The 16,240-nt window shown below is 34.9% G+C and carries 14 protein-coding genes; 5 read left to right on the plus strand and 9 right to left on the minus strand.

Features of this window, described 5'->3' with window-relative positions:
• Positions 1 to 98: 98 nt before the first annotated feature.
• Positions 99 to 485 carry an SMU1112c/YaeR family gloxylase I-like metalloprotein gene (gloA2, locus tag EUC40_RS22890; protein ID WP_156576685.1) on the minus strand — a complete coding sequence of 129 codons (387 nt, stop codon included), beginning with the start codon at positions 483 to 485 and terminating at the stop codon, positions 99 to 101.
• A 91-nt stretch (positions 486 to 576) separates the two neighbouring features.
• On the opposite strand from gloA2, the gene EUC40_RS22895 reads away from it, so the two are divergent.
• The 3 genes from EUC40_RS22895 to EUC40_RS22905 all read left to right on the plus strand — a co-directional run bounded on the left by EUC40_RS22895 (position 577) and on the right by EUC40_RS22905 (position 4,455).
• Complete coding sequence (locus EUC40_RS22895) at positions 577 to 1,755, plus strand: NupC/NupG family nucleoside CNT transporter (RefSeq protein ID WP_071710197.1); 1,179 nt, start codon at positions 577 to 579, stop codon at positions 1,753 to 1,755.
• 186 nt (positions 1,756 to 1,941) lie between these two features.
• Complete coding sequence (locus EUC40_RS22900; protein WP_071710196.1) at positions 1,942 to 2,958, plus strand: LCP family protein; 1,017 nt, start codon at positions 1,942 to 1,944, stop codon at positions 2,956 to 2,958.
• 234 nt (positions 2,959 to 3,192) lie between these two features.
• Positions 3,193 to 4,455: a VanW family protein gene (locus EUC40_RS22905; protein ID WP_156576686.1), complete on the plus strand. Its 1,263-nt coding sequence runs from the start codon at positions 3,193 to 3,195 to the stop codon at positions 4,453 to 4,455.
• 200 nt (positions 4,456 to 4,655) lie between these two features.
• On the opposite strand, the gene EUC40_RS22910 is transcribed toward EUC40_RS22905, so the two are convergent.
• On the minus strand, positions 4,656 to 4,928 hold the full coding sequence (locus EUC40_RS22910; RefSeq protein WP_071710194.1) for a hypothetical protein: 273 nt from the start codon (positions 4,926 to 4,928) through the stop codon (positions 4,656 to 4,658).
• Between the two features lie 15 nt (positions 4,929 to 4,943).
• Positions 4,944 to 5,462: an RNase A-like domain-containing lipoprotein gene (locus tag EUC40_RS22915; protein ID WP_071710193.1), complete on the minus strand. Its 519-nt coding sequence runs from the start codon at positions 5,460 to 5,462 to the stop codon at positions 4,944 to 4,946.
• Between the two features lie 396 nt (positions 5,463 to 5,858).
• On the opposite strand from EUC40_RS22915, the gene EUC40_RS22920 reads away from it, so the two are divergent.
• Positions 5,859 to 6,407: a TVP38/TMEM64 family protein gene (locus EUC40_RS22920; protein ID WP_156576687.1), complete on the plus strand. Its 549-nt coding sequence runs from the start codon at positions 5,859 to 5,861 to the stop codon at positions 6,405 to 6,407.
• A 63-nt stretch (positions 6,408 to 6,470) separates the two neighbouring features.
• Here the strand turns inward: EUC40_RS22920 and EUC40_RS22925 are convergent, their stop codons facing one another.
• From EUC40_RS22925 to EUC40_RS22935, 3 genes are all read right to left on the minus strand, one after another.
• Positions 6,471 to 8,168: a M4 family metallopeptidase gene (locus tag EUC40_RS22925; RefSeq protein ID WP_071710192.1), complete on the minus strand. Its 1,698-nt coding sequence runs from the start codon at positions 8,166 to 8,168 to the stop codon at positions 6,471 to 6,473.
• Between the two features lie 172 nt (positions 8,169 to 8,340).
• The gene (locus tag EUC40_RS22930; RefSeq protein WP_071710191.1) at positions 8,341 to 8,469 is read right to left on the minus strand and encodes an NprX family peptide pheromone; all 129 of its coding nucleotides are present in this window, start codon (positions 8,467 to 8,469) and stop codon (positions 8,341 to 8,343) included.
• Positions 8,466 to 9,743 (minus strand): tetratricopeptide repeat protein, encoded by a 1,278-nt coding sequence (locus tag EUC40_RS22935; protein ID WP_156576688.1) that lies wholly within the window; start codon positions 9,741 to 9,743, stop codon positions 8,466 to 8,468. Before EUC40_RS22935 ends, EUC40_RS22930 begins: the two co-directional genes overlap by 4 nt.
• A gap of 199 nt (positions 9,744 to 9,942) precedes the next feature.
• On the opposite strand from EUC40_RS22935, the gene EUC40_RS22940 reads away from it, so the two are divergent.
• Entirely contained in the window at positions 9,943 to 11,406 is a 1,464-nt protein-coding gene (locus EUC40_RS22940; RefSeq protein ID WP_156576689.1) for a nicotinate phosphoribosyltransferase, read from the plus strand.
• A gap of 203 nt (positions 11,407 to 11,609) precedes the next feature.
• Here the strand turns inward: EUC40_RS22940 and EUC40_RS22945 are convergent, their stop codons facing one another.
• The 3 genes from EUC40_RS22945 to EUC40_RS22955 all read right to left on the minus strand — a co-directional run bounded on the left by EUC40_RS22945 (position 11,610) and on the right by EUC40_RS22955 (position 16,206).
• Positions 11,610 to 13,976 carry a heavy metal translocating P-type ATPase gene (locus EUC40_RS22945; protein WP_156576690.1) on the minus strand — a complete coding sequence of 789 codons (2,367 nt, stop codon included), beginning with the start codon at positions 13,974 to 13,976 and terminating at the stop codon, positions 11,610 to 11,612.
• A 26-nt stretch (positions 13,977 to 14,002) separates the two neighbouring features.
• Positions 14,003 to 14,380, minus strand: coding sequence for an ArsR/SmtB family transcription factor (locus tag EUC40_RS22950; protein WP_071710187.1), 378 nt, complete (start codon positions 14,378 to 14,380; stop codon positions 14,003 to 14,005).
• Positions 14,381 to 14,790: 410 nt separating this feature from the next.
• Entirely contained in the window at positions 14,791 to 16,206 is a 1,416-nt protein-coding gene (locus EUC40_RS22955) for an amino acid permease (RefSeq protein WP_001284882.1), read from the minus strand.
• Positions 16,207 to 16,240: the final 34 nt, after the last annotated feature.

Here is a 16,240-nt window from a genome sequence, read left to right on the forward strand (position 1 = left end):
TAGCTTTCTTAGCTAAAGTTACACCTCCTTTTAAAAAGAAGTTTCACTTTAGTTTCTTCATTTATTTGAAAGCAACCCTATATAAAATTCACCAATTTTCAGCTCTCATACAATTCTAAAGGCAAGCCATCAGGGTCTTGGAAAAAGACGAATTTTTTATCCGTAATTTCATCAATACGTATCGCTTCAGTCTCCACGCCGCATCGCTTTAAATGGTTTACAGCTTCCTCTATATTTGTAACAGCAAATGCTAAATGTCTAAGCCCAGCTGCTTCTGGAAAACTTGGTCGCTCAGGAGGAGTTGGAAATGAAAATAACTCGATTTGATACTCTTCTCCCACACATAAATCTAACTTATAAGAGTCTCGTTCCTTTCTATATACTTCATTTAATGCTTTAAAGCCTAATATTCTAGTGTAAAAATCCTTTGATACCTCATAATTCGAACAAATAATTGCAACATGATGTACTCTACATATATTCATGGTCTCTCGATTCCTTTCTTTACCAAAGATGCATATTCTCCCTTGAAATGACAAACATATATAGCAGAATATTTCTTTTAGGGGGCTTATTATGAAATTTATTACTTTTTTCGTCGGACTGATTGTTGTTTTCTTACTCGCTTATATTGCTAGCAATAATAAAAAACACATTAAATTTAAACCAATTTTTATCATGCTTATTATACAGTTAATTTTAACCTATTTATTATTAAATACAGAAATCGGTCTCATACTTATTAGAATCATTTCCAGTCTATTTACAAAGCTACTCGATTACGCTGCTGATGGTATAAACTTCGTATTTGGTGGTCTTGCAAATAAAGGTGAAATGCCATTTTTCCTCACTGTATTATTACCAATTGTCTTTATCTCTGTCTTAATTGGTATATTACAACACTTTAAAATACTACCATTTTTCATTCGTTGGATTGGTTACTTTCTGAGTAAAATAAATGGTCTTGGGAAGTTAGAATCTTACAACGCTATCGCCTCTGCCATTGTCGGCCAATCAGAAGTTTTTATTACGGTTAAAAAACAATTAGCTCAAATTCCAAAGCACCGTCTTTATACACTTTGCGCCTCTGCTATGTCAACAGTATCTATGTCTATCGTAGGTGCCTATATGACAATGATTGAACCTAAATATGTAGTAACCGCACTCGTTCTTAATTTATTTAGTGGCTTTATTATCGTACTCATCATTAATCCTTACGACGTAAAAGATGACGAAGATATTTTGGAAATAAAGGGTGAAAAGCAAAGTTTTTTTGAAATGCTTGGAGAATACATTCTTGATGGTTTTCGTGTAGCCATTGTCGTTGGTGCTATGCTCATCGGATTCGTCGCATTAATGAGTTGTATTAACGACCTATTCCTCATTATATTCGGCATTACTTTCCAACAATTAATCGGTTATGTATTTGCTCCTGTTGCATTCCTGATTGGTGTACCAAGTTCTGAGATTGTCACCGCTGGTAGCATTATGGCCACGAAACTTGTAACAAATGAATTTGTAGCCATGATAGATCTTAGTAAAATTTCCAATAGCCTTTCTCCCCGCACAGTTGGTATAATTTCCGTCTTCCTCGTTTCTTTTGCCAATTTCTCTTCCATTGGAATTATTTCAGGTGCGGTAAAAGGATTAAACGAAGAACAAGGGAACGTCGTTGCACGATTTGGTTTAAAATTACTATATGGAGCTACTCTCGTTAGTATTTTATCTGCGATTATCGTAAGCATTATGCTGTAATTAGGTAAAATTTTATCATTTTCTTATCCCTATCTTTTGTATACAATAACGAATAGATGTCTTATAAATAATCAAGACGTCTATTTTTTATACATGTACAATCGCTTTTATTTAGCGTACAATATTTTTTATGTGTTTGAATACGCTTTTAGATGTATACACTTTGATAGTTTTAAAGGAGAAAAAATGATGAAATCCGACATGAACAAAGATACACGAGCCAAAAAAGGACGCTCAAAGAAAAAACGCCTACTTTGGCTCCTTCTTATTCCGTTGCTAATTGTAGCACTGGGAGCAGGAGGCTACTCCTTCCATATATACAGTAAAGCAAAATCTGTTTTAAGTAATGCTTATGCTGAACTAGGTCGCGGAGATAAATCCAGCAAACGTGAAAAAGCTGTTAAACCTATGACTGATAACATTTCTGTACTTATTATGGGTGTAGATGAAAGTGATATTAGGGAAAAAAATTATGGGAAAGCAACTCGTACAGATGCATTGTTACTTGCAACAATTAACAAAAGCGATAAATCCGTTAAACTTGTCAGCATTCCACGTGACTCACGTGTTTACATTAAATCGCGTGATAAATATGATAAAATTACACACGCACATGTATTCGGTGGTGTAGATAGCACAATTGATACAGTAGAGAATTTTTTAGATGTTCCAGTTGACTACTATGTAAAATTCAACTTTACATCCTTTATTAAAATTGTCGATTCCCTTGGTGGTATTACTGTCGACGTACCAGTTGAGTTCACAGAACAAAATAGTAAAGACGAAGCAGATGCAATTCATTTAAAAAAAGGACGTCAACATTTAAATGGAGAAGAAGCCCTTGCATTAGCTAGAACTCGTCATATCGATAGTGATTATATGCGCGGTCAACGACAACAGCTTGTTTTAGAAGCAATTGCTGAAAAAGCACTATCCCTTAATTCAATTAATAAAATTGGCGGCCTACTAGATGCTGTCGACAAAGACTTAAAAACAAATTTAACTTTTGATGATATGATGGCAATTGCCAAAAATTCAATGGATTCAAATTTAAAAATGGACAAATTACAAGTAGAAGGTACTGATAAATATATAGATGGTATTTATTATTACGTTCCTAACGAAAAAAGCGTCAATGATATATCGACAACCCTTCAAGAACATCTCGGTGTTACGAATAAAAATGAGCATAAAAAATTATAATAAAAAGGCTGCTAGATCTTTCTAGACAGCCTTTTTATTATAATTTTCAACATATTTCTCACGCATATTGTGACAAAAAGAGACAATTATTACAACAGTGTAACATTTTTTATAAAAACATTACACACATAGTGAAAATAATAGTATACTAGGACATATATACTGTTATTTTCATCATTTTTATACAAAAAATGTAATACATATATTTATACCAATTTTTCTGGGGGGAAATAAATGAAGAAAAGTAAAATACTAATCGGTTCCGCTATCGCGGGTGGCATATTACTTTGTGTAGGTGGTATTAGTGGATATCAATATGTATCCACATTAAATAACCAATTAAATACTACCGCATTACCAAACACTACATTTGAAGGTATTTCTCTTGATGGAAAAAATAAAACAGATATTCAAGCTATTATTAGTAACAAGGTGAATGAATTAGATCAAAAATCCCTTAACTACGTATCCCAAGATACTAAACAAACATATATATGGAAAGAATTAGGTGTGGAATATAACGAAAAGGAAATTGTCGACACTATTTTTAAAGAACAAGAAGGCAATATGATTAATCGCTATAAAATGCGCAAAGAAGCTGAGAATGGCGAATTAAAACGAGACTATAAATTAACATCGAAATTAAATACAACCACTTACGAGAGCTTTATAAAGGATAAATATAATGAAACATTAAAAAATCCTGTTAATGCAGAATTAAATGTCGAAGGCTCTACTGTAAATATTAGCCAAAGTCAAAATGGAGAAAAAATTGATAAAGGAACATTAACTGATTTAACGAAGAAAGCCATTACTGCTGGTACATCAGACGTTACATTACCAGTTACACTCATAAAACCTGAACGCTCTACAGAAGATATACAAAAAATGGGGATTAAAGAAGTAATCGCTGAATACTCGACTCCAATGGCTGGTCGTAATGGCAATCAATCCTTTAACGTAAATAAGTCAGCTAATACTTTAAGTGGCGTTATTGTAGCACCTGATGAAACATTTAGTTTTAATGGCCGTGTTGGCGTAACCGATGCTGCACATGGTTATAAATCCGCAGCAGTATTTTCAGAAGGTAAAGTTATACAAAGTGCAGGCGGAGGCGTTTGCCAAGTTAGTAGTACTTTATATAGCGCCGCTTTAAGGGCAGATTTAGGAATTGTGTCTCGAAGCAATCATTCCATGCCCGTAAATTATTTACCACTTGGGCAAGATGCAGCAGTGGCAGATTATGGTCCGGATTTAAAATTTAAAAACAATACAGGCAATCATATTTATATTCAAGCATTTTCAAATGGAGGTAGTATTACTACTCGTATTTTCGGCACAAATACTGGTAAAAATGTTGAAGTTTCTTCTCAAGTAATTAGTAGAGCTAATGACAAAATAACAGCGGTAACGTATAAAAAAGTAACACAAAACGGTGAAGTAATCTCAAATGGACAAATTTCAAAAAGCGTATATAAAAGCGCTCCAAAACAATGAGATGCTAATAAAGTGAAACTTTAATCAGTGGGGGTTTTGTTCATCCCCCACTGATTATTAGTTGAACCAATCGGACGTTTACGGACAGTTGATCTCCCACCTAACTTCTTTGCTCCAACTGAATTTTGAGGTGGGAGTTTTACTGTCCGTTAACGCGGGATAAACAGGCAAATTTCCAAAAAGAAAAAGGCGTGAGTAGATCACGCCTTTTTCTTTTGCAATAATAGTAAAAAAGCTTCAAGATGGTCTTTCGTTTCTTCTAAAGACCACATACGATTCCCTTGCTTCGCAGCTAATACGCACGCTTCTTCCCACGCATTCTTTTTTTTCATCGCTACTAATTCATCACGCAATTTCAAAACAATTTCTTCCTCTTCTTGCTCTATAAATTCTTCCATCACGTTCACTATTTCATCCTCATGAATACTTAACGTACAGTACGATTTAAGAAAGTATTGTAATGTCGTATACATATGTACTCCCCCTTCTTATTTGTCAGATGGATAAGAAGTAATGATCTTATATCCTAATTCTCCTGACTTATCTCTCGCTAAAACAGTAACTGTTTTTACTAACTTGTCTTTCACATTCATGTTTTTCTTTATTACCGTTTTTCCAACTGGGAATGAATGAGTTGTATTTAATACGAGACGAGCCTCTTTAGAATTTTTTAACCACTCTTGAATTTCCTTATCATGTTGCTTCAAACTATCTTTTACAGCTTTCGTCGCTGTTTCCTTATCATAGTATGTACTCGCTGCTGATACTTTATCGTTCTTCAAGCGATTCTTCAAATCTTCTTCTGATTTGCCTACATGTCTTTCAATCGTGTGACCATTTTTAGGTGGCCCTTCCATTTCATCTAAAATATTATCACTAATTTTTTCTACTGATGTCGATTGATTCCCTGTTTGTTTCTCTGTTTTTTGTTCTTTTCCTGCACATCCACTTAAGATCAGCATTAGTGCCAATAAACTACTCAAGAAAAGACTATTTATTCGTTTCATCATATCACCTCTTTCATGATTATTATCGTAACTTCACTAAAAGTCAATTTCACAACGAAAAAACATACACATTTTTTAAATCCTTTATCTATTTTGCTGTATTTACCACCCGATTTCATCAAACTACTATTTTTCCTCCTTTTTAAAATATACCCCTATGTTTTTCTAATTATTTCCCGAATTGAATCCCCCTAAAATAACCAAAAAACCCTTTAAATTCAGGGTTTTTTGGTTATTTTTGAACAATTTAAATATACCCCTAATTTTATATACCCAATACCCTTATAGAGTATACGGATGGTGTTTTATCAACGTTTTTCTACATTATGTAAATTTGCACTTGCCTACACAATAGAAATATGGTGTAATGCAAAAAAAGATAAAGGATTTTAAACAATGGCTGAAACAATTCAAAACTTCTTAACAAACTATTATTCAATCGCAATTCCACTTAGTATCTTAATCAACATCATCATCAGTCTTTTAGGTGTTATCCCTAGTATTTTTTTGACCGCTATTAACATACAGCTCTTTGGTGTAACAAACGGAACCATGATTTCGATCGCAGGTGAGGCATTAGGGGCTATTATCTCGTTTTATATTTATCGTATAGGCCTTCAGAAATTCACTCACAGCAAAGTAAATAAGTATCCAAAGGTAGAACGCCTTCTTTATGTAGAAGGCAGAGAAGCCTTTCTACTCGTTCTATCGTTTCGATTGATACCTTTCATCCCATCAAGTATCGTGACTTTATTTGCCGCTCTAGGCAAAATGTCCTTACTATCCTTCAGTATTGCCAGCACAATAGGTAAAATACCGGCTTTGTTAATCGAAGTATATTCTGCCTACCATGTCATGAATGGAACGAATGAAGCAAAGTGGATTGTAACAATCGCAGGTTGCATTGGATTGTTTTATTTGTGGAAAAAATGGAGAAAAAAATAAAGAAGGAGCCTATGCTCCTTCTTTATTTTTGAGGTATTTTATTAATAATACTCTCTTAAAGCCTTAGTTTATACCAACAGCACTAAATGATTGCTTAACTGCCGCTACTTCCGCAGAAGTCGCACCGTATAAATCAGCTGCAGCTTGTACTGCACCAGCACGAGCTTGGCTAAATGTAGTAGATTGCGTGAAATATTGTGTATTTGCACGGTAATAAATTGCACCTAACTTATCTTTACCAATGCCAGTTACAGTTACACCAGAATGCGTACCACCATTTGCTAATAAATAAGCTTGTTTGTTAATGATACCACTGTTCGTATGAACCCCACCGTTATCACTAGTACCAGTGTAACGCTTAGAATAATGGTCTGGGTCACCATATTTCGCTGGATCACTCATAGAGCGCAGCGCATCTCCTGCTTTACCAGGCGTGTAAATATCTTCACCAATCTCCCAATCTGGGTTACGGTTATCATAGTACTCTACTAACGTACCAAAGATATCGGAAATCGCTTCATTTAGCGCTCCTGATTCATTTTGATAAATTAAATCTGAACTGTTTTCCGTAACAGCATGTGTTAATTCATGACCAATTACATCAATTCCACCAGATAATGAAGTGAACGTTACACCATCCCCATCTCCGTATACCATTTGTGAGCCATTCCAGAATGCATTATTATACTTACTTCCATAATGTACAGTTGATTTTAATGGTGCTCCTGCATCATTAATAGAGTTTCTGTTAAATGTAGCTTTATAGTAATCATATGTTTTACCCGCATAGTAATGAGCGTCTACTGCTGCTGCATCATACGCTGCATTAAAAACATTATCTGTATCTGCCCATAATGTTCCTGGTAATGTCGTACGATTTTTCGCATCATAAGTGAAAATCGTTGCTCCGCGCGTATTATCTTGTAAGTAATAAGAAGATCCAGATAACGTTGTATTAAGCGACTTTGTATCTCCTAATACACCTTTACCTGTTCCTACTTTATTTGTTCCAGTTACAGGTTTTCCAGCTGCTTTTGCATCCTGTTTAGGAGCATCTTGTTTCACCGGTGACTTATCATCATTTACGTGATCAAGTTTATTGTATTTATTTAACACTTTACCGCTGTCCGCCTCAATGAAATAGTAATAGTTTCCTGGACTTGGATCTAAGAAGTTTAGATTTACAACGTATGCATATGTTGCTTCTTCACCGTTTTGATATACATATAAGTCCGCTTTTGGTTCTACCTCATATTTCGGTGTTACACCTAAATCTTGCTGTGCGATTTCAATCGCTTTTGCGCCTTCAATCTTATTTTTATTTTTCAATTTTTCCTTCTTGTCCAAATCAGGCGCAACTGTACCTGACAACACTTTTAAAGAGCCATCTTTACTTACGTGAGCTACTTGAGTAGAACCCCATACAGGTACTCCTTCATAAACTTGTTGCATACGTACTACTGTTGAATCAGTTACAGCATCTTTCTTCACTTGTTTCACTTTGAAAGAATCTTGTGCACTCTTTTCCCCTAACTTATAGTCACCTTTTGCTGCGTTTAAATAATCAAACACAACAGATTCCGCTTTCTTGCCAGTCGCTCCAGTTAGATCACCAGAAATAAACTCAGGTGACTGTACCGTCTCATTGTACTTCTTCGTAGAGAGCACATTTTTAGAATCCGCAAATGCAGATCCTGCCCCTCCAAACGTTGTAACTGCCATTCCTGTCGCTAACACTAACGCTAAACTTTTCTTTTTCATGAACCTTCCCCCTAATAAAAAATTTTTTTGAAAAAGAGTAGTTTCATATTAGCATTATGTTTTCACTATTAATATACTAAAAATTCAATTAATTTTTTTCTCAAGTTTTGTAGAATTTTAGGGGGCAAATATTGAGAAACCCCTTTCCGATTGGAAAGGGGTTTTTTAAATATTATACATTTACAGTTTGTGATACACCGGAATCTAATCCATAAGTATCCGGTTTACTCGTATAATTTACTCCACCGACAATTGTAAGTACTACTGCAACTGCTAAAATTCCAGCTAATGTTTTTTTCATTTTTCATCCCCCTTATGATTTTCTAACATTTCAATAACTAACTTATAATAGTGATTACTTTGCTCAAATTGTAGTGCTTTAGAAAAATATTCTGCAAGCTCCACATATACTTTCTTCAATTCTATTTTATTGCCCGCTGATTTATAAAATGGAGTAGCTTCTAATTCCAAAAAATGTTTATAATCTTGCGCTTCTTCAAAATACTTATATTTAAGCATAAGAAGTAAATACAATTTTGTATTAAATCTCTCTTCAGACTTAGCTGCACTAATACCTTTTTCAATCCACTCTCTCGCTTCTTCAAACTGCTCTAATTTAATATATGCTAATGCGATTTCATATAATGTGTCTATATAATTTAAATCTATTTGTTTTTGAAGTCGCAAACTCTCTAAATAATAATCTTTCGCTTGATTATATTGTTTCTTTTTATAGTATATATTCCCGATATTACTTAAAGTGATCGCCATTAGAACGTCTTTATCTGCAAAAGCCTCTGATTCCCTCAGTATATTCTCATACATCCCTAAAGCTTCTTCATATTGTCCTTGTTCCGCATAACTTAATGCAATGAGAATTTGGCAGTTTATCACATTCCGGAATTTATACTCATTCCTAAATGCCTCTAGTGCAATATTTGCAAAGTGCAACGTAAGATGTTGAATTTCCAAATGGCTATAAGTAAGGGCGATATTATAATAAATTCCAGTCTCATGATATCCCAGCTCTTTTGCCATGATTTCTGTCTCTAATAAATAACTTAATCCTTTTTTCCACTTATATTGTAAACAGCATAATAATCCCTTACTATACGTATACAACAACTTCTGAAAAGGCGAAAATTTCTTATATGCCTTCTTAAGTTTATCCAACTCCGCCGAAATTTCCACAAAGTCCCTTTTTATCAGTAAATAACGTATATTAAGTAGTTTATAATAATTTATAATTTCAAAATCTAAAACATGTTGCATGTCTTCTTGCAATTCATTATATATACGTTCAACCTGTGCCTTGTCCAAACGGACGAGTGCATTCAACCATTCATCCAGCTTCCCCTTCACATCTTCCTCTACATCTCTCAAATCCGTCACAGCAATTTCTAACCTTGTGCAGAGCAATTGTAGAATTTCTTCTGATGCTTCAATCTTTCCATTTTCTATTTTACTTAAATATGAGACAGAACAAATGCCCTGACATAATTCTTCTTGTGTCATTTTTTGCTGTAGCCGTTTGTAAAAGACTTGTTTGCCTATTTTTTCTAATGTTTGTTGCATTGTCCTCCTCCATTCTCATTACCCCCATTACTCTAATAATACATAAAATCCAGAGAAATATAAATTGATAAATGCTAATTTTCTAAAAAATATGCATTATTTCATTTTTTTCTCTCTTGACTTCATTTCAATATTCCTTCTTTGCTACGAACGGTGAAAAATTGGTATACTATAACCAAATTATGGAGGTGTTTTCGCGATGACTTATTATAAAGACGATAGTTATGCCTTACATACAGATTTATATCAAATCAATATGACTTATACATATTGGAAAGACGGTATTCATAATCGCCGTTCCGTGTTTGATTTATATTTTCGAAAACTTCCATTCGAAAACGGTTATGCTGTTTTTGCTGGTCTTGAGAAAATTGTAGAGTACATAGAAAATTTCAGTTTTACCGAAAGCGATATCGCTTATTTAGCAGAATTACAATTTGAAGAAGAATTTCTTCATTATTTACAAAATATGAAATTTACCGGGATGATTCGTAGTATGCAAGAAGGTGAAGTTGTTTTTAATAACGAGCCTTTATTACGTGTTGATGCACCGCTCGGCGAAGCACAAATTATTGAAACTGCCCTATTAAACATTGTGAATTACCAAACATTAATCGCGACAAAAGCTGCTCGTATGAAGCATGCTGCAAATAACGATGAACTTTTAGAGTTCGGCACAAGACGTGCCCATGAGTTTGATGCTGCCCTTTGGGGTACACGAGCGGCCTTTATTGGTGGGTTTTCATCTACAAGCAACGTTCGTGCCGGAAAACGTTTTGGCATCCCTGTAGCCGGTACTCATGCCCATTCTTTCGTTCAAGCGTATCGTGATGAATATGTTGCGTTTAAAAAATATGCTGAGACACATAAAAAGTGTGTATTTCTTGTTGATACATACGACACTTTAAAATCAGGTGTTCCAAATGCAATTCGTGTCGCGAAAGAATTCGGAGATCGTATCGATTTCTATGGCATTCGTCTTGATAGTGGTGATATGGCTTATTTATCTAAAAAGGCGAGAAAACTACTCGATGAAGCTGGGTTTACAAATACAAAAATTATTGCTTCTAGCGATTTAGATGAATACACGATTATGCACCTTAAATCTCAAGGCGCAAAAATAGACGTATGGGGTGTTGGAACGAAATTAATTACGTCCTTTGAACAACCAGCATTAGGAGCCGTCTATAAACTAGTTGCAATTGAAGATACTAACGGAACATTAAATGATACGATTAAAATTTCATCTAATCCAGAAAAGATTACTACTCCAGGATTGAAACGAATTTACCGTATTATCAACCGAGTTAATAACCATGCTGAAGGCGATTATATTGCATTAGATGCTGAAGAGCCTGGAAAAGAAGAACGATTAAAAATGTTTCATCCGGTTCACACATATATAAGTAAATTCGTAACAAACTTCGAAGCATGTGAACTGCATAAAGATATTTTCGTTAACGGCAAACGAACATACGAATTACCAAGCATATTAGACATTCAAAAATATAACGAACAGAGCCTCGCGCTATTTTGGGAAGAATATATGCGAACTTTAAATCCCGAAGAGTACCCTGTCGATTTAAGCCAAGAATGTTGGGATCATAAAATGAATTACATTCAAACTGTTCGAGAACAAGTTGAAAAAAACATACAAAAATAAACAGAGAAGTTGCCCCTTCTCTGTTTTTTCAATACTATATATATCTTCTTGGAAAATATATTAAAATAAGAAGACAAATATATTTTATTTGTAAATTTTAATATTATGTTATTTAAAACCAAAATAATATTTGGTATTATTTTATTGAGTCAATTTCAACAAAATAACCAATAAAAAAGAGGACGCAACCCGCGTCCTCTTTTTTATAAATCTTTCACTCGTAATACACGCATTGCATTTAATACTGCAATTAACGTCACACCCACGTCAGAGAATACCGCTTCCCACATTGTTGCAATACCGAACGCACCAAGTAATAAAACTAACCCTTTAACACCTAATGCAAATATAATGTTTTGCCATACAATGCTTCTTGTACGTTTTGCAATTTTTACAGCTGTCGCGATTTTCGAAGGTTCATCAGTCATTATAACGATGTCTGCCGCTTCAATTGCTGCATCGGATCCTAAACCACCCATTGCAATACCAACGTCTGCACGCGCTAATACTGGCGTATCGTTAATACCATCACCAACGAAAGCAACTTTTTCTTTTCCATGCTTCGCTGCATCGATTTTTTCGATTTCTTCTACTTTTTGTTGTGGTAACAACTCTGCATGAACTTCATCTAAGCCTAACTCTTTACCAACAGCTTCACCAACTGGTTTTGCATCACCAGTTAACATGACCGTCTTCTTAATGCCTAGTTCTTTTAACTTTTGAATCGCTTGTTTTGAATCCTCTTTTACCTCATCAGAGATAACAATATAACCTGCATATTTACCATCTACAGCAACATGAACGAGTGTACCTACTGTTTCTGGTTGCTTAAATGTAATATTTTCTTTTCTCATTAATTTCGCATTACCTGCAAAAATTTCTTTTCCTTGTACTTTTACAACCGTACCATGACCAGAAATTTCACTATAGTCTTCAATACTATTTTCATTGATTGATTTTCCGTATGCATTTCGAATAGATTGTGCAATCGGATGATTTGAATACACTTCTGCAAATGCTGCATATTCTAAAAGCTCTTCAGCTGTAGTACCTTCACTCGGCTGCATCTTCGTAACTTTAAAGACACCCTTTGTTAATGTTCCTGTTTTATCAAAAACGATATACTTCACATCATTCAATGCTTCTAAATAGTTACTTCCTTTTACTAAAATACCACTTTTAGATGCTCCACCAATTCCTCCAAAGAAACCAAGAGGAATGGATACAACTAGCGCACATGGACAAGAAATAACTAAGAATACTAACGCTCTATAAATCCACTCTGAGAATGTAGCGCCTTCTAAAATAAGTGGTGGAATAAACGCCATGATCGCCGCTGTAATAACTACGACTGGCGTATAATAACGCGCAAACTTCGTAATAAAGTTTTCAGTTGGTGCTTTTTTGCTACTTGCATTTTGTACTAAATCTAAAATTTTTGATACAGTAGATTCACCAAATTCTTTTGTCACTTCAATTGTTAATACACCATTTTGATTTACAAAACCACTTAATACATCATTTCCAACTTCTACTTCACGTGGTACAGATTCCCCTGTTAGTGCTGAAGTATCCATCATCGATGTTCCTTCGACTACTTTTCCGTCTAATGGTACTTTCTCACCTGGCTTAACGATAATATAATCGCCGATTTGCACATCTTCTGGTGATACTTGTTTCGTTTCATTTCCAATCTTCACATTCGCATAATCAGGACGAATGTCCATTAATGACGTAATTGATTTTCGAGAACGATTTACCGCAATACTTTGGAATAGTTCCCCTACTTGATAAAATAACATTACGGCAACAGCTTCTGAATATTGCTGAATCGCAAAAGCTCCTACAGTTGCAATTGCCATTAAAAAGTTTTCGTCGAACACTTGGCCACGAGTTATATTTCTTATCGCTCTCCAAACGATATCTCCACCTATTAATAAATACGCAAGGACGAATAATGGAATTGTTATCATTTGTGGTAAATCAGCTAAGGCAGCAATTCCTGTCAAAATTCCACCGACTACTAATCGCCCTATCATCTTTTTCACATTTCCATCACCGTGATCATGACTGTGCCCGTGGTCGTGTCCTGTTTTCTCTTCACGAACAACTTTTACATCCGGCTCTAACTTTTGAACAATATTTGTTATGTCCTCTATAGTTGCTTCTACTTCTCTTTTATTTACAACTTCTACTCGCAATTTCTTGGATACGAAATCAACAGTTGCTTCTGAAACGGACGGCATTTCTTTTACCTTATTTTCAATCTTCATTGCACAATTTGCACAATCTAAGCCTTCTAATATAAATACTTCTTTTGCCGATTTTGTTTTTTGTTCTTCTTGTACTTTAATATGTGGCTCTAATTTTGTAACGAGTTGTTTCGCTTCCGTAACAACTTCATTCTCTCTATTTTGCGGTGTTTCTAAAACCATCGTCTTTGTTGCGAAATTTACAGAGCAAGAATTCACTCCTTCAATATTCCCAACACCTTTTTCAATTTTCATTGCACAGTTCGCACAATCTAAACCTTCTAACATCAGTTTCTTTTTCACTAATGCTTCAGCCATCGTTATCTCCCTCCTCGCGTTCTTATTTATTCTTCCTCGTTTACGTGTTCAAACGCTTGCTCGAAGATATGAATTACGTGCTGGTCAGCTAACGAATAATAAACAACTTTTCCTTCTTTACGATTTTTTACAAGCTTCGCTTGCTTTAGCACACGAAGCTGGTGCGAAATAGATGATTGTGTCATTCCTAATAAATAAGCTAAATCACAAACGCACATTTCAGCTTCAAATAATGCATGTAATATTCTCGTACGTGTACGGTCACCTAATACTTTAAATAATTCTGCTACTTTACTTAAACTTTCATCAGTTGGAATTGTTTGTTTTACTTGATCCACAATTTCTTCATGAATTACCGTTTGAGAACAAGTTTCTTGCGGTGTTACTACTTTATTTTCAGCCATTATAGCTCACCTCTTTAATTGAACATATGAACAATCATTCATATATCTTATACCTTTATTATATGAGCGCCTATTCATATGTGTCAATAAAAATCAAAAGATTTTTTTGACAATTCCGTTCACATTTCAACATAAACATACCAATATTCTCCGCATCTATCATACTCTTCATACAAAAAAGGATGCATGAAAACTACTGTGCATCCTTCTCCTCTTTATTCACTTTCACTCCATCCACAATTAACGAAGTAAATTCTAATTTACCATCTTAATTTCTGTGATCAAAACATTTCAAACAATAAATGAATTCTTCAAAATTCGACAAAGTAACATAGGCCCCCTTTATTTTAACAAAAGAAAAAGCCTTGCGCGCTCCCTAGACGCACAAGGCTTACTATCTTATATCCCTTTTAATTAGCTTCTTCTAAATTATCCTGCGAACTTCCATCGTCTTTTAAATGACTATGTTTTTTCGAATAAACAAAGTATACAACCACTCCGATTGCTAACCAAACACCGAAGTAAATCCATGTTGTTAGTGGCAAGTTGAACATTAAGAATAAACAACATGCAACCGAAATAATAGGTAGCGTTGGTACAAGCGGTACCACAAATCCACGCTGTAAATTCGGATGTGTTTTACGAAGAATAATAACCGTCACACCAACCATCGCAAATGTTAACAACGCTCCAATATTCGCTAAATTCGACAATTCTTTTAAATCGACAAATCCAGCAATTAGAGCACTACCAATACCTGTTAACCATGTTGAGAATACTGGCGCTTCTGTCTTCTTATTAATTTTCGCAAACGATTTCGGTAATAAACCATCACGGCTCATCGCGAAGAATACACGTGTCGTTGCATAAATGTAAGCAAAAATTACAGCCATAATACCAATTACAGCTCCAACTGCGATTACACCCGCTACTTTATCTTGTCCCACAACCTCTAACACATATGCCATAGCCTCTGGTACATCTAATTCTTTATAAGAAACCATACCTGTCATAACGAGACAAACTACAACGTAAATGATTGTACAAATAACTAACGAAGCAATAATACCAATCGGTAAATCACGTTGTGGATTTTTTACTTCTTCAGCAGAAGTTGCTAATGCATCAAATCCTAAGAAAGCAAAGAATACTGCTGCTCCTCCGGCAAAGACTCCGCTAATACCGTACGGCATAAATGGTGTCCAGTTTTCTGGTTGTACATAAAACGCACCAACAGCAATGAATAAGACAACAATACCAATTTTAATTAATACCATTATGTTATTCACACGCTTACTTTCTTTCGTACCTCTTGATAGTAACCAAGTTAAAACTAATGTAATAACGATTGCTGGTAAATTCACGATACCACCTTGTGACGGAATCTTTAACAACTCTGTTGGAATGTGTAATCCAAATCCACTCACTAAGTTATTGAAATAACCCGTCCATCCACCGGCTACCGCGGCAGTTGTTACGACATATACAGATAGTAATGTCCACCCCATTAAATGGGCAATAAACTCACCAATTGTCGCATATGAATATGTGTATACACTACCTGAAACTGGAAGGGTAGATGCAACCTCTGCATAACATAAAGCTGCAAATCCACAAACAATCGCTGCAATCATGAATGAAAAAATAACTGCTGGACCAGCATCTCTTGCTGCTACTAATCCTGTTAATACTAGAACTCCTGTACCAATTATCGCACCAATCCCTAGCATTGTTAGGTCAAATGCCCCTAGCGTTTTCGTCAAAGTTTTACTTTTACTTTCCCCTAACAATTGCGTAACGGATTTCTTTTTAAATAGGTTGGCCACGATGAATGCCCCCTTTTACCAAGAAGAGCTAAGA

The sequence above is a fragment of the Bacillus luti genome, from assembly GCF_009739945.1.
Lineage (GTDB): Bacteria > Bacillota > Bacilli > Bacillales > Bacillaceae_G > Bacillus_A > Bacillus_A luti.

Excerpts from the sequence above, each read along its gene's own strand:
- EUC40_RS22895 (WP_071710197.1), top strand. The coding sequence starts at position 577 with ATGAAATTTATTACTTTTTTCGTCGGACTGATTGTTGTTTTCTTACTC.
- EUC40_RS22945 (WP_156576690.1), bottom strand. The coding sequence starts at position 13,976 with ATGGCTGAAGCATTAGTGAAAAAGAAACTGATGTTAGAAGGTTTAGAT.
- EUC40_RS22935 (WP_156576688.1), bottom strand. The coding sequence starts at position 9,743 with ATGCAACAAACATTAGAAAAAATAGGCAAACAAGTCTTTTACAAACGG.
- EUC40_RS22905 (WP_156576686.1), top strand. The coding sequence starts at position 3,193 with ATGAAGAAAAGTAAAATACTAATCGGTTCCGCTATCGCGGGTGGCATA.
- gloA2 (WP_156576685.1), bottom strand. The coding sequence starts at position 485 with ATGAATATATGTAGAGTACATCATGTTGCAATTATTTGTTCGAATTAT.
- EUC40_RS22925 (WP_071710192.1), bottom strand. The coding sequence starts at position 8,168 with ATGAAAAAGAAAAGTTTAGCGTTAGTGTTAGCGACAGGAATGGCAGTT.
- EUC40_RS22900 (WP_071710196.1), top strand. The coding sequence starts at position 1,942 with ATGATGAAATCCGACATGAACAAAGATACACGAGCCAAAAAAGGACGC.
- EUC40_RS22950 (WP_071710187.1), bottom strand. The coding sequence starts at position 14,380 with ATGGCTGAAAATAAAGTAGTAACACCGCAAGAAACTTGTTCTCAAACG.
- EUC40_RS22915 (WP_071710193.1), bottom strand. The coding sequence starts at position 5,462 with ATGAAACGAATAAATAGTCTTTTCTTGAGTAGTTTATTGGCACTAATG.
- EUC40_RS22910 (WP_071710194.1), bottom strand. The coding sequence starts at position 4,928 with ATGTATACGACATTACAATACTTTCTTAAATCGTACTGTACGTTAAGT.
- EUC40_RS22920 (WP_156576687.1), top strand. The coding sequence starts at position 5,859 with ATGGCTGAAACAATTCAAAACTTCTTAACAAACTATTATTCAATCGCA.
- EUC40_RS22930 (WP_071710191.1), bottom strand. The coding sequence starts at position 8,469 with ATGAAAAAAACATTAGCTGGAATTTTAGCAGTTGCAGTAGTACTTACA.
- EUC40_RS22940 (WP_156576689.1), top strand. The coding sequence starts at position 9,943 with ATGACTTATTATAAAGACGATAGTTATGCCTTACATACAGATTTATAT.